Below are 23,014 nucleotides of genomic sequence, written 5' to 3' on the forward strand. Positions count from 1 at the left end.
AACGCAATGAAGCGGATCACTCTGCTCGCCGTCGCCACCGCGACGCTCGTGACGGCGGCGCTCGCCCTCCCCGCGGCAGCGGCCACGGCGACACCGACGGCCCCGGACAGCAGTCGCACGGCCGCCGCGCCCGCGAAGCTGACGAACCTCGCCCACCTCGACTTCCTCCTCGACGACGTGCCGCTGCTCACCGGCATCGCCGGGCACACCACCTACCGGCAGGACACCGAACCGTCGGCGCGCGCACCCTGGGTGTACGCCGACCGGCAGGCCGACGGCACCTTCTCCCGGGTGGGAGGCGGACCCATCACGGACGCCGCGCGCGGTTGGTACGCGCAAGGCGCGTTCGACGCCGACGACATCTCCCGTGCCGCGGTCGTCTATCTGCGGGACTGGAAGCAGAATGGCACCGCCTCGAGCAAGCAGAGCGCCTACGAGCTGCTGCGCTCGCTCACCTACCTGCAGACCGACTCCGGCCCGAACGCGGGCAACGTCGTGCTCTGGCAGCAGTCGGACGGCACCCTGAACCCGTCCGCCATCCCCGTCGAGCTCCCCGACCCGAGCGACTCCGCCGAGTCGTTCTGGCTCGCCCGCACCGTGTGGGCGCTCGGCGAGGGCTACGCCGGTTTCCGTGACGCGGACCCGCAGTTCGCGGGATTCCTCGCCGACCGCCTCGGGCTCGCCCTCGGCGCGCTGGGCCGCCAATCGCTCAGCAAGTACGGCACGACGACGACCGCCAACGGCGTCACCGTCCCCGCCTGGCTGATCTCGGGGAGCGCGAGCCCGACGGCGGAGGCCGTGCTGGGCCTCAGCGAATACGCCGCCGCCGCCCCCTCTGACCAGACCGCGCGTACGGCGCTCGCCCGGTACGCCGAGGGCATCGCGAAACTCGCGAGCGGCGGGATCGGTCAGTGGCCGTTCGGCGCTCTCCTGCCCGAGGCGAACTCCCCCACGTTCTGGCACGCCTGGGGCGCGATGCAGCCGGCGGCGCTCACCGCCGCGGCGAGCGTCCTCGGCGACGCGTCCCTGCAGAAGGCGGCGACCACCGACCTCGCCCAGTTCACCGCCCAGCTGCTGGCCTCCGGCGGTCCGGACAACGGATGGACGCCCACCCCGGCCGACCGCACGCAGATCGCCTACGGCGTGGACTCGCGGGTCGAGGGCCTCGTCGCCGCGTCCGACGCGACCGGCGCCGCGGGGCTCGCCGCTTTGGCCGGAGCCCAGGCCGCCTGGTTCTTCGGGGCCAATCCGGCAGGCACCCCGGCGTACGACCCCGCGACCGGCGTGTGCGTCGACGGCATCGCCACCGACGGCACGGTGAACCGCAACTGCGGCGCCGAGTCCGTCATCCACACCCAGCTCACGATGCTCGCGCTCGACGCCCATCCCGCCATCGCCCGCGCCGCGACCAGCCTCACCCGGACGACGGCGACCGATGGCATCCAGGTGGTGGAGGCGGAGTCCGGCCGGCTCACGGGCTCGGCGTCCGTCGTCACCCCGGCCTCGGCCTGGACCGGATCGGCGAACTGGTCGGGCGGCGCGTACGTCGCCGCCGCGTCGGGCGCTACGGTCACCGTGACGCTGCCCACCGGTCACCCGGCGGCCCGCCTCCTCCCGATCGCCGACCTCGGACCGGGCGACCCCGCGACCGGGCTGCCGGCCGGCTCGGGGAGCACCCGCTGGACCGCACAGCTCGGCCGGGTGACCGTGCCGATCGGATCGACGGCGAACATCCGCGCCGGAGCCGCCCAGGGCAGTGGCGCGAGCCCTGTCTTCCTGCTCCCTCAGACGCTGACGCTCCCCGTGCTCGCCTCGACGACCGCCGTCACGGCCCATGTCTCCGGCTCGGCGAAACTCGACGCGGTTCTGGTGCAGCCCGTCGTCTCCCATCTGGCGCTCACCGGCTCCTCGAGCCTCGACGTCTACGTCAACGCGACGAAGCTCCCCGTCCCCCAGCGGCTGAGCACGTCGGCGCCGGCGACCGTCGTCCGCTACGACAGCTCCGGCCGCCAGGTCGGCGGCGCGCAGACCGTCGGCGCCCGCGGATTGATCGCGGTCGAGCCCGGCGGCTTCACGACGGTCGTCCCCCGATGACGCCCGCCGCCGTCACCATCAACGACGTCGCGCGCGCTGCGGGCGTGAGCAAGGGACTCGTCTCCCTCGCCCTCAACGAGCGACCCGGCGTCGCCACCGAGACCCGTGAGCGCATCCTCGCGGCCGCCCGCGAGCTCGGCTGGACGCCCAACCCGAGCGCCCGGGGCCTCACGACCCGCCGCGCCTACGCACTCGGCCTCATCCTCCGACGCCCCGCCCGCACCATCGAGGTCGACCCGTTCTTCGCGGCCTTCATCGCCGGCGTCGAGACCGTGCTCGCCGAGCGCGGCCAGGTGCTCGTCCTGACGGTCGTGCCCGACCCGGAGGCGGAGGAGCGCGCGTACACCCGGCTCGCGTCCGACAAGCGGGTCGACGGATTCCTCCTCACCGACCTGCTGGCGTCGGACGACCGGATCGGACTGATCGAGCGGCTCGGCTCGCAGGCCGTGTCGCTCGGCGAGCCGGTCGGCGGCAGCCCCTTCCCCGTCATCACCCGGGACTACGACGCCGGCATCGACGAGCTCGTCGCGCACCTGGTCGACCTCGGCCACCGCCGCATCGTGCACGTGTCCGGCGACGAGCGGATGCTGCACGGGCTGCGCCGTCGCGAACGCTTCGACAGCGCCATGCGCGCGGCGGGCCTCGACCCCGTCGTCGTCGCCACCGACTTCTCCCCCGAGCAGGGCGCCGCCGCGACGGCCTCCCTCCTCGACGCCCCCGAACCTCCGACCGCCATCGTGTACGGCAACGACCCGATGGCGATCGCGGGGATGGGGGTGGCGCACGAACGCGGTCTGCGGCTTCCGCACGACCTGTCGATCACGGGCCTCGACGGGTCCCAGATCGGCACCTACATCTATCCCTCCCTCACGACGCTCGACAACGACCCGGCCGGCTGGGGCATCGCCGCCGCCACCGCATTGCTGCGGCTGGTGGAGCACGACGAAGCGGCCGACGTCGACCTGCCCCGAGCGCGGCTGGTGGTGCGCGCATCCACCGCTCCACCCGCCGCCGATCGATAACGCGAACACCCCACTCACGAAAGAGAACCCCATGCGAACACGCAGAACAGCCCTCCACCGGGCCGCGCTGGCGGTCGTCACCGCCGGCATCGTCGCCGGAACCCTCGCCGCGTGCGGCTCCAGCGGCGGCGGATCGTCCGACGCGATGAAGGCCCACGGCCCCATCACCATCTGGTACTCGAACAACGAGCAGGAGGTGCAGTGGGGCAAGTCGATGGTGTCGGCCTGGAACTCCGCGCACCCGGACGAGAAGATCAAGGCCCAGGAGGTTCCCGCCGGCAAGAGCACCGAGGAGGTCATCGGCGCGGCCATCACCGCGGGCACCACTCCCTGCCTCGTCTTCAACAACCTCCCCGCCGCCACGGGGCAGTGGCAGAAGCAGGGCGGCCTCGTCGACCTGTCGAAGTTCTCCGACGGCGCGAAGTACATCGAGGCGCGCAGCGGGGACGCGGCCGACCAGTACAAGTCCTCCGACGGCGACTACTACCAGATGCCGTGGAAGCAGAACCCGGTCATGATCTTCTACAACAAGGCGATCTTCGCCAAGGCCGGTCTCGACGCCGACAACCCGGACCTCTCAACCTACTCGTCCTTCCTCGCCGCCGCGCAGAAGATCAAGGACTCGGGAGCCGCGCCGTACGCGATCTACCCGGCTCCGACCAGTGAGTTCTTCCAGGTGAACTTCGACTACCTGCCGCTGCTCGCCGCGCAGACCGGCGGCAAGACCTTCATCGAGGACGGCAAGGCCGCCATCACGACCGACGACGCCCTCGACGTGGCGAACTTCTGGAAGACCGTCTACAGCGACGGCCTCGCCGGCAAGGAGCAGTACCAGGGCGACGCGTTCGCCGACGGCAAGGCCGCCATGGCGATCGTCGGCCCGTGGGCGATCGCGTACTACGGCGACAAGGTCCAGTGGGGCTCCGTCCCGGTGCCGACCAAGGACGGCAAGCCGGCCGATCAGGTCTACACCTTCCCGGACGCCAAGAACATCGGCATGTACACGTCCTGCAAGAACCAGGGCACGGCCTGGGACGTCATCAAGTTCGCGACCAGCAAGGAGCAGGACGGCAAGCTCCTCGACGTGACCGGCCAGATGCCGATCCGCACCGACATCGCCACCACTTACGCGTCGTACTTCAGCTCGCACCCGGACTACAAGGAGTTCGGCGACCAGAGCGCGCGGACGGTGGACGACCCCACCGGCAGCAACACCATCGCCCAGATGCAGGCGCTGCGCGACGCGTACAGCAAGGCCGTGATCAACGGCAGCGGCTCGGTCGAGGACGCCTTCAAGGCCGCCTCCGACAAGATCGACAAGCTGCAGGCGCAGAAGTAGCCATGAGCACCGTCTCCGCTCCCCCCGCGGCGGGCACCACGCCCGCCGCGGGGCCGCCGCCCCGACGGCGCCGCCCGCTCGTCCAGCGGATCCTGGGGAAGAACCCGCTCGGCTGGCTGTTCGGCGCGCCGTACCTGCTGTTCGTGCTGGTGATCTTCGCCTACCCGCTCTGCTACGCCGTCTACATCTCGTTCTTCGACTACTTCTTCGCCGCTCCCGGCGCGAACGTCAACCAGCCGTTCGTGGGCTTCGACAACTACGTGCAGGTGGTCACCGACCCGGCGGTGCTGCAGTCGTTCCTGAACGTCGGCATCTTCCTGATCATCAACGTGCCGCTCACGGTGATCCTGTCGCTGGTGCTCGCGAGCGGGCTGAACAGCATCACGCGGTTCCGCACGTTCCTGCGGGTCAGCTACTACGTGCCGTACGTGACCGCGAGCGTCGCGATCATCGGCGTGTGGCTCTTCCTGTTCAGCGGGAACGGCCTGGTCAACCACATCCTCGGGCCGCTGGCCCCGAATCCGACCTGGTTCGTCAACCCGTGGCTCGCCATGCCGACCATCGCGATCTACGTGACCTGGAAGCAGCTCGGGCTGTACATCCTGCTGTACCTCGCTGCGCTGCAGAATGTGCCGCGGGAGCTGTACGAGTCCGCGGCGACGGACGGCGCGGGCAAGGTCCGCCAGTTCTTCTCGGTGACCGTGCCGGGCGTCCGTCCGGCGACGGTACTGGTGCTGCTGCTCTCCACCATCACCGGTGCCAACCTCTTCACCGAGCCCTACCTGCTCACCGGCGGAGGCGGCCCGGACGGCCACTCCACGTCGCCCGTGCTGCTCATCTACCAGCAGGGCATCCAGCAGGGGCACCCCGGGTACGCGGCGGCGATCGGCGTCGTCCTCGTCATCCTGGTGCTGATCATCGGCTGGCTGCAGAACCGATTCGCGGGAGGACGAGACTGATGGCACGCAAAGACCTGGCGGCGTCCCGAGCGCTCAGCCGCCCGCAGGCGATCCTGCAGGGCGTCGTGCTGACGATCGGCGCGATCGCCTTCCTGTTCCCCTTCTACTACATGCTCGTCGGCTCGCTGCAGGCGACCCCCGACACGTCGATCGCCGGCGCGTTCCCGAATCCCGCGAACCTCACGCTGCAGAACTACGGGGCCATCGACTCCCGGATCAACCTGTGGTCGGGGCTCGCGAACTCGGGAATCTTCACAGGCGGAGTGCTGCTGTGCACGGTCGTCTTCGGCGTGCTGGCCGGATACGCGCTGTCGGTGCTGCAGTGGAAGGGGCGCGGCACGACGTTCGCCCTCGCCCTGCTGGTGCAGACCATCCCGTTCCAGCTGCTGATGATCCCGCTGTACGTGCTCATCGCGCGCAACTACGGGCTAGCGGACAACTACCTCGGGATGATCCTGCCGTTCGCGATCAACTCGGCCGCCGTGCTGATCTTCCGTCAGTACTTCCTCCAGCTGCCGCGCGAGCTCTTCGACGCGGCGCGGATCGACGGGGCGGGCGAGTTCACCGTGCTGTGGCGGGTCGCCCTGCCGCTCGTGCGTCCGGCGCTCGTCACGGTGGTGCTGCTCACCTTCATCGGCCCGTGGAACGAGTTCCTCTGGCCGTTCCTGATCACGAAGGAGGCGAGCATGCAGCCGCTCGCCGTCTCGCTGGCGAACTACATCAGCACCGTGGCGGCCTCCACGAGCAACCCCTTCGGCGCCATCCTGGCCGGGGCGGTCGTGCTCGCCGCACCCGTCGTCGTGCTGTTCATCGTCTTCCAGCGCTACTTCACCTCGACCGACATCGGCTCGTCCGTCAAGGGCTGAGCCGCCCACCCCAAGGAGATCCGTGGACACCGTGGACACCGTCCCCGTCACCATCGACGCCCTGCGCGCCAGTTATCAGGAGGCCCTGGAGCACACGAACGCGCTCACCGACCGCATCTCGACCGACCAGTTCTCGGCCCATTACGAGGATCGGCCCGAGTGGGTGATCGGGCCGTTCGAGCGGGACGACCGGCTCACCTTCCGCCCGCAGGGCCAGTGGGATGACCCGACCGGCGTCGGCTGGACCAGCGACTCGGTCTTCAACCCGACCGTCATCGAGGCCGGCGACGAGCTGCACCTCTTCTACCGCGCGTCGCCGCGCAAGGAGTCGACGGCGAGCCGGATCGGGCACGCCGTGCACCGCGATGGCGTCTGGCGCGACGATCCGGCCAATCCGATCGTCTACCCGACGACCGCGAACGAGGCGCTCGGCTGCGAGGACCCCAAGGTCTACGAGGCGGACGGGCGGTACGTCCTCTTCTACAACGCGATCTGGCGTACCGACGCCGGTGAGGTCGCCTGCGACGTCATGTCCGCGGTCTCGGACGACCTGACCACCTGGCGCAAGCTCGGCCTCGCCGTCCCCTACGCCGTCTCGCAGGGCTGGGCGAAGGGCGCGGTCGTGCCGCGGGACGAGCACGGTCGCGCGGTCCGCATCGGCGGCGAGTACCTGATGTTCCTGTCGGAGGGATGCGGCGGTCGCCCGATGGTCGGGCACTCCGACGACCTCCTGAGCTGGCGGTTCGAGGAGCAGCCGTACCTCGATCTCTCCTCGCTCCCTGGTTCCCTGTACGAAGTGGCGTGCGCAGCCGTCGACGGGGACAGGATGGTGCTCGACTTCTTCTACGCCGACGCCGCCGGCGACTTCGCCGCGGCGCAGGCCCTCTACACGCTCGACGACCCCTTCACCCAGCTCGCCCTGCACCGCGGCGGCTCGCTGGCGTGGGGCGGCCTGCAGAAGCTCGGCGGCCGCTGGTCCTTCGCGCAGGGCTGGGACGCCGCTCCCGGCGAGCGCGAACTCTTCTTCTACCGGGAGGTCGTCCGATGACGAGCACACCGTTCCCCTACCGCCTCGTCCGGGAGGGTGTCGTGATGACGCCCGCCCCCGGCGATCCACTCGAGGCCGAAGGGGTGCTGAACCCCGCGTCCGGTCGCGGACCCGACGGCGAGCTCTACCTCCTCCCCCGTCTGGTCGCGTCGGGTAACGTCTCCCGGGTCGGGCTCGCCCGGGTGGAGGTCGAGGACGGCGTCCCGGTCGGCGTCGAGCGCGTGGGCGTCGTGCTCGAGCCGGACCGCGAGTTCGAGCGCGGCACGAGCAACGCCGGCGTCGAGGATCCGCGCATCACGTTCATCCCCCGGCTCGGCCTGCACGTGATGACGTACGTCGCGTACGGCCCCCTGGGCCCGCGCACGGCCGTCGCCGTGTCGGAGGACCTGCGCGGGTGGAGGCGGCTGGGCCCCGTGACCTTCGAGTACGACGACGCGATCGGGACCGACCTCGCCCTCTTCCCCAACAAGGACACGGTCTTCTTTCCCGAACCGGTCACCGCTCCGGACGGGACGCCGAGCCTCGCCGTGCTGCACCGGCCGGTCTGGGATCTCGACGAGATCCGTGCCGGGGAGGGCGCCCATCCCCCGGCCGCCCTGGCCGAGTCGCGGCCCAGCATCTGGATCGCGTTCCTGCCCCTCGACGCCGTCCTCGCCGACGTGCGCGAGCTGACCCGGTGGCGGCAGAATCGCTTCCTGGCCGGCCCCGAGCATCCGTTCGAGGAGCTCAAGATCGGCTCCGGGCCGGCACCGATCCGCGTGCCGGAGGGCTGGCTCCTGCTGCACCACGGCGTCACCGGCCGGCTCGAGACCGGCGTCGCCCAGCAGCAGAACGTCAACTACGCCGCGGGCGCGATGATCCTCGACGCCGACGAGCCGTGGCGGGTGCTGCAGCGCACGGCCGAGCCGCTGCTGGCGGCGGAGACGGACGACGAGCGCAGCGGCATCGTCCCGAACGTCGTGTTCCCGACCGCCATCGAACGCGTCGGGGATGTCGACTGGGTCTTCTACGGGATGGCCGATTCGAAGATCGGGGTCGCGCGGCTGTCGCGGAACGATCCAGCAGCACCCTGACGGCGAGCGTGTCGTGCTTGTCGCGCGCGACGTGCGACCCGTACGCTCAGCGGGAACCTGAAGGAGGGCGCGATGCGCTTCACCCGTCCGCCGGCGACCCCGGCCTCCCGAGCCGCCGAGGAGCGCCGCAGCGAACCGCTCCTCAATCGCAGCCCGCTGCTCTTCGGGTACCTCATCACTCTCGGCGCCGTCGGCGCCGTGCTCACCGGCCTCATGCTCTACGGCCTGCGCTCGATCATCTTCTCCGTGTTCCTGGCCGCGTTCGCGACCGTCGGCCTCGATCCGCTGATCCGCTGGTTCCAGCGCCGCGGCATGAAGCGGGGCTGGGCGATCGTGACGGTCAGCCTGCTGCTCATCGGCGTCATCGTCGCGATCGTGTGGGTGGTGCTGCCGCTCGTGATCGAGCAGATCCAGTCGCTCGCCGTCTCGATCCCCAAGCAGATCGCGGCCCTGAAGGCGCAGGGATGGTTCGATCCCGCGAACGAGACCAGCAACGGCACGCTGTCCGCCGTCCTGAACTGGATCGCGCAGGAGGTGCAGGATCCGCAGCTCTGGGCCAGTATCGGCTCGGGTCTCGTCGGGTTCGGCCTCTCGGTCGTGAACGGTCTCACCACCGGGTTCTTCATCGCCATCCTGACGCTCTACTTCATCGCCTCGTACGACACGACGAAGGCGTCGCTCTACCGGCTCGTCGCCCGCTCGCACCGCGACAGCTTCACCAAGTACACCGAGCGCATCCTGCAGAACTTCGGCAAGTACCTCAGCGGGATGGTCGTGCTCGCGTTCTTCAACGCGGTCTACAGCACCATCCTGCTGCTGGTGACGGGCGTGCCCGGCGCGTTCCTCATCGGTATCGCCGCCTTCTTCATCACCCTCATCCCGCTGATCGGAACGGTGCTCACGACCGCGGTCATGACCGTGCTCGCGCTCATCCACTCCCCCGTCAGTGCGGTCATCGTGCTGATCTTCATGCTCGTGTACATGCAGGTGGAGGCGTACATCCTCACCCCGAAGGTGATGGGCAAGGCCGTGCAGGTGCCCGGCTCGGTCGTCCTGATCTCGGCGCTGGCCGGTTCGACGCTGTTCGGCCTGCCCGGAGCGCTCGTCGCCATCCCGATCTCCGCCGGCATCATCCTGATCATCAAAGAGATCGTGATGCCCCGCAAGGAACTGCGCTGACCCTCGACACACCCGAGGATCGCTCGATTGGCGAAGCGGCCGAAACCGATGCTAATGTTGAGCCTCGGTTCGGGTTACCGAATCGAATGCGCCTCTAGCTCAATCGGCAGAGCAATTGACTCTTAATCAATGGGTTCAGGGTTCAAGTCCCTGGGGGCGCACCACTGCGAAAAGCCCCCGATCCTCTGGAAACAGAGGGATCGGGGGCTTTTTCGTGCGCCGCGCCCAACCTGGGTACCCGCACATCCCGCGCGCGTAACGTCTGATCATGAACGCACAAATCGGCCCGCCTCAGGCGGCCACGAATGAACTCGAAGCCGGGGCCGTCCTCGTGGACACGCTCCCGTCCACGCTGCTGACTCCCGACGCTCCCGAGCGGTACACCGTCTCGGCAGTGTTCACCCGGCGGCCCAGTCGCGGCGAGATCGACGCCATCCAGGACGGCGCCACCCGCGACGCCCTCACCACGGCCGGGTATCCGACCGCCGAGCTCCGGGTCTCCGACCGGCGGCTGGAGATCTCGAACACGAATCTGGAGGAGCTCGGCGACGGGCTCGCCTCCGCCATCGCAGAACGGCTGCACGCGATCAGCGTGAAGTCCGCCGCGGACCACGACCGGTTCGCGGCCGAGTTGCTGGAGAAGACGCAGCGGGAGACCGACCGGGCCGCACTGGTCGTCCTGGCCGCCGCTGCCGTGAGCTTCGTCCGCCCGACGTCGCGCAACGATGCGGAGGCCCGCTGGGAGGGCGAAGGCGGCTCGCCGGACCATTCCTGGTACGACGTCCGCAACGGCGGCGCCGCGGCACGCTGATCGCACACGCCGTCCTCAGGCGGCCCGCGGGGGTTCGGGCGTCGAGGACACCTGGCGCAGTTCGAGCAGCGGACAGCTGAAGGGATCCTTGTCGCCGAGCCCCACCCGGTTGATGTGGCGCGTCACGATCGCGTACGACTGGAACAGCCCGGTCTCCGTGTACGCGATCTGCCGCTCCTCGCAGTAGGCGCGGATGATCGGCGCGGCGCGGCGCAGATGCGGACGCGGCATCGAGGGGAACAGGTGGTGCTCGATCTGGTAGTTCAGACCGCCCATCAGGAAGTCGAGGGTGCGGTTGCCGCGGATGTTGCGGCTCATCAGCACCTGGCGGCGCATGAAGTCCAGTTTCAGCCCGTGCGGCACCAGCGGCATCCCCTTGTGGTTCGGCGCGAACGACATCCCCATGTAGAAGCCGAACAGCCCCAGCTGCACGGCGAGGAAGACGGCGGCGATACCCGGCGACAGCACGACGAAGACGAGGGTGAGGAAGCCGACGATGCGCACGGCGAGGAACGCGATCTCCACGGGCCGGCGCTTGACGGCGCCGCGGGAGAGCACGCGACGCACGCTCGATGCGTGCAGCGACAACCCTTCGAGCAGCAGGATCGGGAAGAAGAACCAGCCCTGATGGCCGATCAGCCAGCGGACCGCCGGCGCGCGCTTCTCTGCGGCCTGGCTGGGGGTGAAGGAGATCACCGGCAGATCGATGTCGGGGTCGGCGCCCTCCTGGTTCGGGTTGGCGTGATGGCGCGTGTGCTTGTGCTGCCACCAGCCGTAGCTCATCCCGACGAACAGGTCGCCGATGAGGAGGCTGATCCAGTCGTTCCAGCGCCCCGATCGGAAGATCTGCCGGTGCGCGGCGTCGTGGCCCAGGAAGGCCATCTGGGTGAAGACGAACGCGAACACGACGGCCGTCGCGACCTGCCACCAGCTGTCGCCGATGACGATGAACACGGCGATCATGGCAGCTGTCACCACCGGCACGAGGATCAGCTTCGTCCAGTAGTAGCCGTACCGCCGGTGCAGCAGGCCGGATTCCCGGACGACGGTGGCGAGAGCGGAATAGCCGCCGTCGCGCGTCGTGGCACTTCCAGAGAGTTGCGACATCGCACACCTCGACTCGACTCGGATTCGGATCGCGTCGATGGTCTGGGGCGCTGTGCACACGACGATACGCCGCGCGGCGTCGGGGTCAATCGGAGGTTGCTGTGACCGCGGGAACTCGCAGCGAACTCCCGACGACGTGGCGGCTCAGGCCTCGACGGCGCGGCCGCCCTTCGCGCCCGAACCGCGCTTGCGCACCTCGCGGAGCACGATCTGCTCCGGGCACACCGTCGAGAGGAAGTCCCCCACCGAGAGGGCGAGCCGGTCCCCCACCAAGGAGTACAGGATGCGGTTGCCGTCGCGCCGCTCGGAGACCAGTCCCGCCTGGCGCAGCACACTCAGGTGCCGGGAGATGGTCGGGCCGGTGGCGTTGAACCGGGCGGCGATCTCCCCCGCGGCGAGCTCGCCGTCCTTGAGGTCCTGGAGGATCTGCCGCCGCGTCGGGTGCGCGAGAGCGGAGAACACGTCGGTCGCACTGTCGGTCATGGTTGCAATATAGCACCATTGCTATATACAGTTTCGCTATATTGCTAATAAGCGAAGGAGCAACTTCATGCGCGTAGCCATCACAGGCGGCACCGGGTTCGTCGGACGGCACCTCGCCGAACGGCTCGACCCCGCCGAAACGGTCATCATCTCGCGGCGCACGGGTGTCGAGATCGACGACGTGGACGCCCTGGCCGCGGCCTTCGCCGGCTGCGACGCGGTCGCCCACTGCGCCGGCATCAACCGCGAGCTCGATGACCAGACGTTCCAGCGCGTCCACGTCGAGGGCACGCGGGCAGTCGTCGAGGCGGCCCGCCGCGCGGGTGTGCAGCGGATCGTCCTGGTCAGCTTCCTACGCGCCCGGCCGGACTGCGGCTCGCCGTACCACGAGACCAAGTGGGCGGCGGAGGAGCTGATCCGCCATTCGGGGATCGACCACACCATCCTGAAGTCCGGCATGATCTACGGCCCCGGCGACCACATGGTGGACCACGTGACGCGCGCGGTGCGTACGCTGCCGCTGTTCGCGACGGTCGGCTTCCGCGAGCGGACCGTGCGCCCGGTCCCGCTCGACGATGCGATCGATGTCCTGGTCGCCGCCCTGGAGGGCCGCATCCCGGAGCCGACGGTCGCGGTCATGGGCGCCGACGAGATCACGCTCGGCGAGGCCGTGCGACGGATCGCCCGCGTCGCCGACCGGCGCCCGGTGTTCTTCCCCGCGCCGGTCTGGACCATCCGCCTGCTCGCCCGGCTGACCGAGTGGGCGATGGTGGTCCCGCTCGTCGCCAGGGCGCAGGCACGCATGCTCGACGAGGGCGTCAGCGAGCCCGCGCCGTTCGCGCCCGAGCCGCCGGTCGGCATCCGTCCGGCGCGGCCGTTCGACGACGCGAGCATCCGGGCGGCGCTCCCGGACGGACGGTTCTCCCTCCGGGACCTCCGGATCGCCCGCCGCAGGCTCGCCCGGTAGGCTCGTCCCGTGACCCGCCACAGCGACGACCTCGCCCTCGCCCTGCGCCTCGCCGACACCGCCGACCGGATCTCGTCCGAGCATTTCCGTGCCCAGGACCTCCGGATCGACACCAAGCCCGACCGGTCCTTCGTGACCGAGGCCGATCTGGCCGTGGAGCGGGCGCTGCGCGACCTGATCGCCGCGGAACGGCCGGGCGACGGCATCCTGGGCGAGGAGTACGGCACCGAGGGCGACGCCACCCGGCAGTGGATCCTCGACCCGATCGACGGCACCGCGAACTATCTGCGCGGCGTGCCCGTGTGGGGCACCCTGATCGCGCTCGCGGTCGACGGCGTACCGGTGGTGGGCGTCGTCAGCTCCCCCGCACTCGGCCGCCGCTGGTGGGCGTCGACCGGCGAGGGCGCGTGGACTGCGGACGCGACCACCGGCGGGCCGCGCCGGCTCCAGGTGTCGGGCGTCTCGGAGCTGGAGCACGCCTCCCTCAGCTTCCAGAGCATCGCGCAGTGGGATGACGCCGGCTACCTCGACAAGCTCATCGCGCTGACCCGCGCGGTGTGGCGCGACCGCGCCTACGGCGACATGTGGTCGTACATGCTGCTGGCCGAGGGCGTGCTCGACGCGGTCGGAGAGTTCGACGTGAAGACCTACGACCTGGCCGCCCTCATCCCGATCGTGCAGGAGGCCGGGGGCATGTTCACCGCGGTGGACGGCACCCCCGGTCCCGGGAACGGGTCGTCGCTCGCCAGCAACGGGCACCTCCACCCGGCGCTCCTCGCCGCCCTCGCCTGACCCGCGCACGCCCGACCGGCGTCTCCCCGCCCGGGCGTGGCCCCGACCGCGATCGCAGGGCCACCCCTAGGCTGTACGCGTGAGCGCATCGACACTCGAACCCCTCGTCCACATCCAGGGATTCCGGATGGACTTCGGCCGCACGACGGTAATCCGCGACCTCTCGTTCGACATCGAGCGCGGCGAGACGTTCGGCTTCCTCGGCAGCAACGGATCCGGCAAGACCACGACGATCCGCGCCCTGCTCGGCATCTACCAGCCGACCGCGGGCGTGCTGCACATCGACGGCAAGCCGTTCTCGCCCGAGACCGGCGAGCGCCTCGGCTACCTGCCCGAGGAGCGCGGGCTCTACAAGAAGGAGTCCGTCATCGACGTGATGGTGTACTTCGGCCGGTTGAAGGGGCTCGGAGCCGAGCAGGCCCGCCGCTGGTCGCGCGAGTACCTCGAGCGCGTCGGCCTCCCCGACAAGGAGAAGACGCGCCTCGACAAGCTCTCGGGCGGCCAGCAGCAGAAGGTGCAGCTGGGCGTCACTATCATGAACGACCCCGAGCTGCTCATCCTCGACGAGCCGACGAAGGGCTTCGACCCGGTCAACCGGCGGCTGCTCATGGACATCATCGCCGACCAGAAGCGCGCGGGCTCCACCGTCATGATGGTCACCCATCAGATGGAGGAGGTCGAGCGCCTCTGTGACCGGGTCATCCTGCTCAAGGACGGCGTCTCGCGCGCCTACGGCACGGTGCCGGAGGTGCAGGAGCAGTTCGGCGGGACGGTCATCCACGTCGACCACGACGGATCCGTCCCCGAGTCCCCCGCCTACCGGATCGCCTCGGACGCCGGCGGCCGCGCGGAGCTCGAAGTCGCGAACGACGCCGACGACGCGGCCATCCTCCGCGGCCTGCTCGACGCGGGCCTGAACGTCACCCGCTTCGCCCCCACCCGCAAGTCGCTCGACGACATCTTCGTCGAGGTCTACGGCGCCGAAAGCCGCCAGGAGGACTGACATGGCCCGCCACAACCTCTCCACCGTCATCTCGTTCGAGTTCAAGCGAACGGTCACCAAGCGGTCGTTCTGGGTGGTCACGCTCATCCTGCCGCTGCTGGTCTTCGGCCTCGGTGCCCTGATCATCTCGGCCAACGTCTCGACGTCGAACTCGGCCGACGCGCAGAAGAACGCGCGCTTCGACTTCCTCTACAGCGACGCCTCCGGGCTCGTGAACCCGACGATCGCGCGCGAGTACGGCGGCAAGCTGATCGAGAGCGACGCGGAGGGCGTCGAGGAGGTCCAGATCGGTGGGACCAAGGCGTACTTCGACTACCCCGCCGACCCGAAGACCGAGACCATCAAGGTCTACGGCGCCGACGCCGGCGTCTTCCAGAACGGCAAGTACTCCTCGGTCGCCGAGTCCCTGCTGTCCGCGAGCGTGGAGCAGCGTCTCGACTCGCCGACCGACGTCGCCATCCTGCGCGGAGAGGTGAACACCTCCACGACGACCTTCAAGGACGGCGCCCTGGCGCCCGGATTCGAGGCCATCATCCCGGCCCTCATCTTCCTGGCGGCGTTCTTCATCGTGATCGTCTTCCTCGGCAACCAGATGCTGAACTCCACTCTGGAGGAGAAGGAGAACCGGGTCACGGAGATGATCCTGACCACGATCAACCCGACGAACCTGCTGATCGGCAAGGTGATCTCTCTCTTCGCCGTCGGGCTCATCCAGATAGCGGTGTTCGCGCTGCCGGTGCTGGTCGGGTACGTCTTCTTCCGAGATCAGCTGAACATCCCGAACCTCGATCTCAGCGGGCTGGTGTTCGACCCGCAGAAGATGATCGTCGGCTCGCTGATCCTGATCGGCGGCTTCGCCCTGTTCACCGGCACGCTGGTCGCGGTCGGCGCGGTGATGCCGACCGCGAAGGAGGCCGCCCCGGTGTTCTCCGTGGTGATCTTCGCCGTCGTCATCCCGCTCTACGCGTCGAGCTTCGCGATCAGCGCTCCGGAGTCGCCGATCGTGCAGGTCCTGGCGTACTTCCCGTACACGGCGCCGATCACCGCCCTCATCCTGAACGCGTTCGGGTCGCTGCCGCTGTGGCAGGCCATCGTGATCATCGTCGAGCTCTTCGTGCTCGCCGCGATCGTGCTGCGGCTGGCGGTGCGCCTCTTCCGCTACGGCTCGATCCAGTACTCGAGCCGGGTCAAGATCCGCGACGTGCTCAGCGCCCGCAGCGACGCGGAGCGGGTGACCCGCTGATGCGCGCCGTGACCATCGCCGAACCGGGAGACCCGAGCGTCCTCCGGATCAGCGAGGTCGCGGACCCGGTGGCGCGCGACGGCGAGGTCGTCATCCGCGTGGCTGCGGCCGGCCTCAACGGCGCCGACCTCAGCCAGCGGCGGGGCTTCTACCCACCACCGCCCGGCGCTCCGGAATGGCCCGGCCTCGAGGTGTCGGGGACGATCGCCTCGGTCGGCGACGGCGTCGAGCGCTGGCAGGTCGGCGACCGCGTGTGCGCTCTGCTGCCCGGTGGAGGCTACGCCGAGCTCGTCTCCGTGGATGCCGGCCTCGTCCTGCCGGTGCCCGCACAGGTCGATCTGGTCGAAGCCGCGGGCCTGCCGGAGGCGGTGGCCACCGTCTGGTCGAACGTCTTCCGGATCGCTCGCCTCGCCACGGGCGAGACGCTCCTCGTGCACGGCGGATCGAGCGGCATCGGCAGCACGGCGATCCAGCTCGGCCGGGCCTTCGGGGCGCAGGTCATCGCGACGGCGGGCAGCGACGTCAAGACCGCCTTCTGCCGCGACCTCGGCGCTGACGCGGCGGTCGACTACCGCAGCCAGGACTTCGTCGAGGCCGTGCTCGCGGTCACGGACGGGCGCGGCGCCGACGTCGTCCTCGACATCGTCGGCGGCTCGTACATCGCCCGCGATCTGGATGCCCTCGCCGTCGGCGGCCGCATCATGTCGATCGCCATCCGCGACAGCGCGCCCGCCTCGCTCGACGTCGGTCTGCTCATGCGCAAGCGCGCCCTCATCCACGGCACCACGCTGCGGGCGCGCCCGCTCGCCGAGCGGCGGGAGATCATCGCCGACGTCGAAGCGCAGGTGTGGCCGCTGCTCATCGGCCGTCGTCTGCGCCCGGTGATCGACTCGGTGTTCCCGCTGGCCGATGCGGCGCAGGCGCACCGCCGGATGGAGTCGTCCGCCCACCTCGGGAAGATCCTGCTGCGCGCCGACTGAGGGCGTCCACTCCGGCCGCCGCACCGACGCCGACGGCGTAGGCGAGGAGGTCGATCGTCTGGAAGGTGCTCCCGAGCACCAGATACGCCCCCGGCACCGCTCGGGACAGCACGGCGGAGACGCCGGTGAGCTGGAGCAGCTCGATCCCCCAGCAGAAGGTCAGCGCGGCGCCCGCGGTGAGCAGCAGGGGCGCGCGCGGGGCGACCAACGAGACGAGCAGGAAGACGAGCACGGCGTAAAGCGCGTCTCCGGTGAAGGCGCCGAGGCCGCCCGGCACCCACTCGTACACTCCGAGGCCGACGGCCAGCACCACGATGGCGCAGATGAGCAGGAGAAGACGACGCATCCTGCGACGCTACCGAGCCGCGCGGTGCCCGGTCATCGGCCGGACGGATGATCCGCCCCCGCCGCAGGTGGGAGGATCGTTGCATGACCGACGCCGCACCCGACGCCTCCACCACCCCGTCCCCCTCCGACTCCGCTCTGATGGCGCTGCCGAAGGCCGAGCTGCACCTGCACATCGAGGGGACGCTGGAGCCCGACCTCGCCTTCGAGCTCGCGGGCCGCAACGGGGTCTCGCTCCCTTACGGCTCGGTCGAGGAGCTGGCCGCACAGTACGACTTCGCGGACCTCCAGTCGTTCCTCGACCTCTACTACGCCACGATGGATGTGCTCCGCACGCGCGACGACTTCGCCGAGCTGACGCGCCGCTACCTCGCGCGCGCCGCCGAGCAGGGCGTGCGGCACGTCGAGCTGTTCTTCGACCCGCAGGCGCACGTCGCCCGTGGCCTCCGCATCGGCGACGTCATCGAAGGGATCGGCGCGGCGCTCGACGAAGCGGAGCGCGACCTCGGGATCACGAGCGGGCTGATCCTCTGCTTCCTGCGCGACGAGTCGGTCGACTCGGCCGAGCAGATCCTGAGCGCCGGGCTCAGCCACACCGACCGGATCGTCGGCGTCGGCCTGGACTCCGCCGAGGTCGGCTACCCGCCGTCGCTCTTCGAGGGCGTCTACCGACGCGCTCGCGAGGCCGGCCTCCACGTGGTGGCTCACGCGGGCGAGGAGGGCCCGGCCGAGTACGTCCACGAGGCGCTCGACCTGCTCGGCGCCGAGCGGATCGACCACGGCATCCGCTCGATCGAGGACCCGGCCCTGGTCGCCCGGCTCGCCGCCGACCGCATCGCGCTCACGGTGTGCCCGCTCTCGAACCTGCGCCTGCGCGCGGTGCCGAACCTCGCCGACCATCCACTCCACCGGCTCGACGAGGCCGGCGTCGCCGTCACCATCAACTCCGACGACCCTGCCTACTTCGGCGACTACGTCGGGGACAACTTCATCGCCGTGCGGGACGCGCTGGGGCTGACGGCCGATCAGGCCGCGCGATACGCCCGCAACTCGATCGAGGCGTCGTTCGCGAGCGACGACCGCAAGGCGGAGCTGCTGCAGGAGCTGGAGGCGTGGCGGGGATGAGCGCGACAGAGCCGCGGTCCCTGGCCCTCCCGGACGGGCGGCGCGTTCGCTGGTTCGACACCGGCGGGGACGCGGGCGCTCCGGTGCTCGTCTGGCATCACGGCACGCCGCAGACGGGCGCCGTCATCGCCCCGATCGCGGCCGCGGCGGCGGTACGCGGCCTGCGGGTCGTCTCCTGCGCCCGGCCCGGCTACCCCGGTTCGGACGCGCTTCCGGGCCGGTCGGTCGCCGACGCCGCGGCCGACGTCGTCGCCGTGCTCGACCGGCTCGGCGTCGACCAGGTGATCGTCGCGGGCGCATCGGGCGGCGGCCCCCACGCCCTCGCTCTCGCCGCGATCGCTCCCGACCGCGTGCGCGCCGCGGTCGTGCTGGCCGGCATCGCACCGTACACGGCCTCCCCGGACTGGTTCACCGGCATGGCGGATCCCTCCGGTCTTGGCGCGGCACTCGGCGGTCGCGACGACCGGCTGGAGCACGCACGGACGGCGGAGTTCGACCCGGACAGCTTCACCTCCCGCGACTTCGAAGCGCTGAACGCGGACTGGGCGCCCCTCGGCGCTGACGCCGGGGCCGGCGCCGCCGAGGGGCCGGACGGCGAGGTCGACGACGACATCGCCTACGTCTCCCCGTGGGGCGTCGACCTCGCGGCCGTGCGCTGCCCCGTCCTGCTCGTGCAGGGCGGCGCGGACCGGGTTGTTCCGCCGGGCCACGCGGCACAGCAGCTCGAGCGCCTTCCCCGCGGCGAGCTCTGGCTGCGGCCCCGCGAAGGCCACGTCTCCGTGCTCACCGGCTTCGGCGTCGGCCTCGACTGGGCGCTCAGCCGCTAGGTCCTCCCGGGCTCGGCTCCTGCGAGTCGCCGGTCGGATCGTCCGGAATCGCGCATCGTCCTGACGGAGTGTGTGGCGCGTGTCGCTCCGCGGCTCTGCCATGATGGCTGTCACTGCTCGCGGACGAACAGAGTCGCTCGTCCGCAGGCCACGTCGGTTAGGAGAGACTGTGACGAGTACATCCGCTCCCGCGATCCCGAAGTCGGGGAACCTCAAACGGAGTCTCGGCCTCTGGGCCATCGTGGGCCTCGGCCTCGGCTACATGACACCGACAGTGGTCTTCGACACGTTCGGGATGGTGGCGCGCGACACCGACAACGTCGTCCCGTCCGCCTACCTCGTCGCCCTGGTCGTGATGATGTTCACCGCCATCAGCTACGGCAAGATGGCGGGCGCCATCCCGAGCGCCGGCTCCGCCTACACGTACGTGCGCGAGTCCATCCACCCGAACGTCGGTTTCATGGTCGGCTGGACCTCGCTCATCGACTACGTCCTCCTGCCGATGGTGAACTGCCTGATCATCCGCAGCTACCTCGAGGCGATCTTCCCCGACGTGCCCGGCTGGATCTGGGTCGTCATCTACTGCGCCGTCGTCACCACCGTGATCTACCTGACGATGCGCGGCACGTCGAACATGAACATGCTGCTGCTGGTCTTCTCGATCGTCGTCATGGCCGTGTTCGTCATCATGGTCATCGCGCAGCTCGCCCAGGGCCAGGGCGCCGGCACCGTCGCCTCCGTCCAGCCGTTCTTCCACGACGGCGTCACCCTCGGCGCCGTGCTCATGGGCGCCACGATCGTCTGCTTCTCGTTCATCGGCTTCGACGCCGTCACGATGTACGCGGAGGAGGCGAAGCACCCGAAGATCATGCCGAAGGCCATCCTCTTCACCGTGATCATCGGCGGCGCGATCTTCCTCATCGCCGCCTACTTCACCCAGCTGCGCTTCCCCTCGTCGTCGGCGTTCCCGAGCGACGCCATCGAGGACAGCACGCTCCCGCAGATCGGCCTCCAGGTCGGCGGCCCCGTGCTCCAGGCGGTCCTGACGGCCGCCGGCTTCGCCGCGACCCTCGCGTCGGGGCTCGCCTCGCACGCGTCCGTGTCGCGCATGCTGCTCGTGATGGGCCGCAACAACGTCCTCCCGAAGCGCCTGTTCGGGTACATCAGCCCGAAGACGCACACTCCGACGTTCAACATCGTCCTCGTGGGCGTCATCAGCCTGCTCGCTGCTGCGTTCACCCTCGAGCTGATCGCGGCCTTCATCAACTTCGGCGCCCTCATCGCGTTCACGTTCGTGAACATCTCCGTGATCGCCTGGTTCGCCATCCGCAAGGGGCGCCGCAAGACGGCGAAGGACATCGTCACGTTCATCGTGCTGCCCGGGATCGGCATGTTGATGACGGGGATCCTCTGGGCCAACCTCCACACGGACGCGCTGGTCGGCGGTGTCATCTGGGCGGCGATCGGCTTCGTCTACCTGCTGGTGCTCACCCGCGGATTCCGCCGCAAGGCCGCCGCCTTCGACGAGGCGCAGCCGGTGACGGGGTTCAACAAGGCGATCACGAAGGATGACGAGTAGGCGTCACCCCGCGACGAAATCGCCGAGCGTCCACGACCCGTCGAACGCTTCGGCCGTCGGGCCGTAGAGCCGCACGTAGACGAACCAGCCACGGCCCGGGATGGTCTGGATCCAGGCCGCGCCCGCATCCTGTGGCGCCTCGGGACCGAAGTGCAGCGTCGTCGCGCCCGAGACGGGGAGTCCCGTCAACTCGAACAGGCTGCGCAGCGCCGCCCCGTCCTGCTCGGTCGCGATCTGGCTGCGCGTGACCGCGTCGTAGACCGTCACCGACCAGAACAGACCGGCGGGAACGGGCAACGGCACCTGGAGCGTGTACGCACGTCCGCCGTCGAGATAGCGTCCGTCCGCATCCCGGGCCGAGAACCAATAGAGGGAGCCGGCGCCGGCCTGCCTGCGGAACATGGCCGGGGAGGCCGCGATCGCCTGGTAGAACCAGGTCTCCCGCGCATCCACGTCGGTCCGGCCCTCCACACGGAAGTCCGCGTTCTCGGGGCGCAGTGTCACCCACTCCCACTGCCGGTCCGGCCACACCACCCGGTCCGGGCGGCGATCGGCGAGCGACTGCACCCGCAGCTGCGCGTCGGCCTCCGCCGCCGCGGCGGTGAGGATCGAGCGGAGTCGGTCGTCCGGATCGAACGGCTGTCCGGCGCGCATGCCGAGCACGGCCAGCTCGCCCAGGTAGGCGCGGTCGTCGTCGTGCACCGGCTCGGTGTCGATGTACTCCTGCAACACCCTCCAGTAGTCCAGCGTCCCCTGCACGGCGAAAGGAGTCGTGTCCTGAGGCTTTCCCGTCAGGTCCGTCCAGACGGGCTCGACCCAGCCCTGGTCGTCCCGAAGCGGAGCCACGGTGACCGACCGCAGCAGCGCGATCGCCTTCTCGACGTCGCCGTTCTGCGGGATCCCGCGCAGGCCGACCACCACCCGCCGGCCGCGGCCGCGGTGCACGAAGCCGTCGACGTCATCGAGGCCCTCGGCGGGGTGGTCGAACGGGACGAAGATGTGCCTCCCGCCGGCTCCCGCATCGGGGCCGGCGATGCCGAGGTCGGCGATCCAGCCCTGATCGATGTCGAGCGCGGCACCGACGATCGGGCCCGGTGGAAGCGTCACCACGAGCGGCTCCGCAGTGAGGTCGAGGAACAGCGGGGCGTACGGAGTGTCGGAGTTCAGGGTGAAGCCCACCTGGCCCGGCCGCGTGTCCATCGTGCCGAACACCCGGTTGGGGACGATCCCGGCCGCCTGCGTGCCCGCCCAGATCGCCATGCCCGAAACGGCCGGGAAGAAGTGCTTGTACGCCACGATGGCACGTACGAAGTCGGACCGATCGTAGGCCTCGGCCACTGTCTCCTGGTCCGGGAATCCCCCGTCGAACCGGTAGTCGTGTCGCTTCACCTGGCACCCCCGTATCGGCGGCTCCTGGCGGTGCCGTTGCGCGAAGCCTACGAGGGCCGGGAAGCCCGCGGAAGACCCTGCACGGGCAACAGGAGCCTCCCTACGGCGTCCACCCCCGACCAGCAACCCGACGCTGCCCCGCTCCCGCGCCGTACTTCGCCTCGAAGACCTTGAGGCGTCGGCGCGCTCTGACCAGCTGCGCGATCCCCGCGCCGATGAAGACCGCCCACGTCCCCACGAGAAGCACGGCGCTGACCGGTTCTCCGCCTGAGATGAGAAGCGCGATTGCCAGCGCCCACCCGATCGTGCCCACGACGACGAAGATCACGCCGAATACCCGCGAACGCTCGATCGCGATGCGCTGCATCGCCGGTGACGGCGAGTGCGGCAGCGGAAACGGCACGGGCTTCGGGCCGGCGACTGCCGCCCTCATCGCTTCGAAGAGTGCGGTGATGTCCTTGTCCCCCCTCCCGTAGTCGGTACCGACCAGGGGCATCGACGAGCGGGTGACTGCGACCACACGGGTCCGAGACCCCTGCGGCGCGAATGTCAGTGCGATGGTGCCCGCGCGATACGCGAGGGTCGTCTTCCGAAAGAGGGTGCCCGCTTCCGGTCCCAACTCGGAGACACCCAGCCTCGGCACGGAGGCGACGGCCTGCCGGACGACACCCGGCATCCGGTCGACCGTGACATCGAGGTCCACGGTCGCACGCGCGCTCGACCAGCCCCGCATTTCGTTCATCCGCTCATCGAAGGTGGACATGCGCCGAAGATACGCCCGCC

21 protein-coding genes, 1 tRNA gene and 1 pseudogene are annotated in these 23,014 nt (G+C 70.0%); 18 read left to right on the forward strand and 5 right to left on the reverse strand.

What is annotated here, in order from left to right; all coding sequences use genetic code 11:
- The first annotated feature begins 6 nt into the window (after positions 1-6).
- The 10 genes from HNR14_RS00055 (at position 7) to HNR14_RS00100 (ending at position 10,391) form a co-directional block, all read left to right on the forward strand.
- On the forward strand, positions 7-2,094 hold the full coding sequence (locus tag HNR14_RS00055; RefSeq protein ID WP_179699284.1) for a hypothetical protein: 2,088 nt from the start codon (positions 7-9) through the stop codon (positions 2,092-2,094).
- Positions 2,091-3,116 carry a LacI family DNA-binding transcriptional regulator gene (locus HNR14_RS00060; RefSeq protein ID WP_179699285.1) on the forward strand — a complete coding sequence of 342 codons (1,026 nt, stop codon included), beginning with the start codon at positions 2,091-2,093 and terminating at the stop codon, positions 3,114-3,116. The genes HNR14_RS00055 and HNR14_RS00060 overlap by 4 nt, the downstream gene beginning before the upstream one ends.
- A 31-nt stretch (positions 3,117-3,147) precedes the next feature.
- Positions 3,148-4,455: an extracellular solute-binding protein gene (locus HNR14_RS00065; RefSeq protein ID WP_179699286.1), complete on the forward strand. Its 1,308-nt coding sequence runs from the start codon at positions 3,148-3,150 to the stop codon at positions 4,453-4,455.
- A 2-nt stretch (positions 4,456-4,457) separates the two neighbouring features.
- Positions 4,458-5,414 (forward strand): carbohydrate ABC transporter permease, encoded by a 957-nt coding sequence (locus HNR14_RS00070; RefSeq protein WP_021762962.1) that lies wholly within the window; start codon positions 4,458-4,460, stop codon positions 5,412-5,414.
- On the forward strand, positions 5,414-6,280 hold the full coding sequence (locus HNR14_RS00075; protein ID WP_179699287.1) for a carbohydrate ABC transporter permease: 867 nt from the start codon (positions 5,414-5,416) through the stop codon (positions 6,278-6,280). Before HNR14_RS00070 ends, HNR14_RS00075 begins: the two co-directional genes overlap by 1 nt.
- A 22-nt stretch (positions 6,281-6,302) precedes the next feature.
- Positions 6,303-7,328 carry a glycoside hydrolase family 130 protein gene (locus HNR14_RS00080; RefSeq protein ID WP_179699288.1) on the forward strand — a complete coding sequence of 342 codons (1,026 nt, stop codon included), beginning with the start codon at positions 6,303-6,305 and terminating at the stop codon, positions 7,326-7,328.
- Positions 7,325-8,401 carry a glycoside hydrolase family 130 protein gene (locus tag HNR14_RS00085; protein WP_179699289.1) on the forward strand — a complete coding sequence of 359 codons (1,077 nt, stop codon included), beginning with the start codon at positions 7,325-7,327 and terminating at the stop codon, positions 8,399-8,401. Before HNR14_RS00080 ends, HNR14_RS00085 begins: the two co-directional genes overlap by 4 nt.
- Positions 8,402-8,473: 72 nt before the next feature.
- On the forward strand, positions 8,474-9,580 hold the full coding sequence (locus HNR14_RS00090; protein WP_179699290.1) for an AI-2E family transporter: 1,107 nt from the start codon (positions 8,474-8,476) through the stop codon (positions 9,578-9,580).
- Positions 9,581-9,668: 88 nt separating this feature from the next.
- Positions 9,669-9,744: transfer RNA gene (locus tag HNR14_RS00095), tRNA-Lys, on the forward strand.
- A 104-nt stretch (positions 9,745-9,848) separates the two neighbouring features.
- Positions 9,849-10,391: a hypothetical protein gene (locus tag HNR14_RS00100; RefSeq protein WP_179699291.1), complete on the forward strand. Its 543-nt coding sequence runs from the start codon at positions 9,849-9,851 to the stop codon at positions 10,389-10,391.
- Positions 10,392-10,406: 15 nt separating this feature from the next.
- Here HNR14_RS00100 and HNR14_RS00105 read toward each other — a convergent pair whose 3' ends face one another.
- Together HNR14_RS00105 and HNR14_RS00110 are read right to left on the reverse strand one after the other, a co-directional pair.
- The gene (locus HNR14_RS00105) at positions 10,407-11,498 is read right to left on the reverse strand and encodes a fatty acid desaturase family protein (RefSeq protein WP_179699292.1); all 1,092 of its coding nucleotides are present in this window, start codon (positions 11,496-11,498) and stop codon (positions 10,407-10,409) included.
- Positions 11,499-11,642: 144 nt separating this feature from the next.
- Positions 11,643-11,981, reverse strand: coding sequence for a metalloregulator ArsR/SmtB family transcription factor (locus HNR14_RS00110; protein WP_021762968.1), 339 nt, complete (start codon positions 11,979-11,981; stop codon positions 11,643-11,645).
- 67 nt (positions 11,982-12,048) lie between these two features.
- Here HNR14_RS00110 and HNR14_RS00115 point away from each other — a divergent pair, with 67 nt between their 5' ends.
- The 5 genes from HNR14_RS00115 to HNR14_RS00135 all read left to right on the forward strand — a co-directional run bounded on the left by HNR14_RS00115 (position 12,049) and on the right by HNR14_RS00135 (position 16,966).
- On the forward strand, positions 12,049-12,948 hold the full coding sequence (locus tag HNR14_RS00115; protein WP_179699293.1) for an NAD(P)H-binding protein: 900 nt from the start codon (positions 12,049-12,051) through the stop codon (positions 12,946-12,948).
- 9 nt (positions 12,949-12,957) lie between these two features.
- A complete protein-coding gene (locus tag HNR14_RS00120) occupies positions 12,958-13,740 on the forward strand; it encodes an inositol monophosphatase family protein (RefSeq protein ID WP_179699294.1) in 783 nt (260 codons plus the stop codon).
- Positions 13,741-13,867: 127 nt separating this feature from the next.
- Positions 13,868-14,743 carry an ABC transporter ATP-binding protein gene (locus HNR14_RS00125; RefSeq protein ID WP_179702460.1) on the forward strand — a complete coding sequence of 292 codons (876 nt, stop codon included), beginning with the start codon at positions 13,868-13,870 and terminating at the stop codon, positions 14,741-14,743.
- Position 14,744: 1 nt separating this feature from the next.
- Positions 14,745-15,986 carry an ABC transporter permease gene (locus tag HNR14_RS00130; protein ID WP_179699295.1) on the forward strand — a complete coding sequence of 414 codons (1,242 nt, stop codon included), beginning with the start codon at positions 14,745-14,747 and terminating at the stop codon, positions 15,984-15,986.
- Entirely contained in the window at positions 15,986-16,966 is a 981-nt protein-coding gene (locus HNR14_RS00135; RefSeq protein WP_179699296.1) for an NAD(P)H-quinone oxidoreductase, read from the forward strand. Before HNR14_RS00130 ends, HNR14_RS00135 begins: the two co-directional genes overlap by 1 nt.
- Positions 16,967-17,003: 37 nt before the next feature.
- Here HNR14_RS00135 and HNR14_RS20675 read toward each other — a convergent pair.
- Positions 17,004-17,312: pseudogene (locus tag HNR14_RS20675) on the reverse strand (ribosomal maturation YjgA family protein); the annotation flags it as partial.
- Positions 17,313-17,395: 83 nt separating this feature from the next.
- Between HNR14_RS20675 and HNR14_RS00140 the strand changes: the two are divergent.
- From HNR14_RS00140 to HNR14_RS00150, 3 genes are all read left to right on the forward strand, one after another.
- Complete coding sequence (locus HNR14_RS00140; protein ID WP_179699297.1) at positions 17,396-18,436, forward strand: adenosine deaminase; 1,041 nt, start codon at positions 17,396-17,398, stop codon at positions 18,434-18,436.
- Positions 18,433-19,263: an alpha/beta fold hydrolase gene (locus tag HNR14_RS00145; RefSeq protein ID WP_179699298.1), complete on the forward strand. Its 831-nt coding sequence runs from the start codon at positions 18,433-18,435 to the stop codon at positions 19,261-19,263. The genes HNR14_RS00140 and HNR14_RS00145 overlap by 4 nt, the downstream gene beginning before the upstream one ends.
- A gap of 169 nt (positions 19,264-19,432) precedes the next feature.
- Positions 19,433-20,842: an APC family permease gene (locus HNR14_RS00150; RefSeq protein WP_343064371.1), complete on the forward strand. Its 1,410-nt coding sequence runs from the start codon at positions 19,433-19,435 to the stop codon at positions 20,840-20,842.
- 3 nt (positions 20,843-20,845) lie between these two features.
- Here the strand turns inward: HNR14_RS00150 and HNR14_RS00155 are convergent, their stop codons facing one another.
- Both HNR14_RS00155 and HNR14_RS00160 read right to left on the reverse strand, forming a co-directional pair.
- Positions 20,846-22,231: a DUF1214 domain-containing protein gene (locus tag HNR14_RS00155; RefSeq protein WP_218874942.1), complete on the reverse strand. Its 1,386-nt coding sequence runs from the start codon at positions 22,229-22,231 to the stop codon at positions 20,846-20,848.
- A gap of 100 nt (positions 22,232-22,331) precedes the next feature.
- Positions 22,332-22,994 (reverse strand): hypothetical protein, encoded by a 663-nt coding sequence (locus tag HNR14_RS00160; RefSeq protein WP_179699300.1) that lies wholly within the window; start codon positions 22,992-22,994, stop codon positions 22,332-22,334.
- Positions 22,995-23,014: the final 20 nt, after the last annotated feature.

Source organism: Leifsonia naganoensis, from assembly GCF_013410615.1.
Lineage (GTDB): Bacteria > Actinomycetota > Actinomycetes > Actinomycetales > Microbacteriaceae > Leifsonia > Leifsonia aquatica.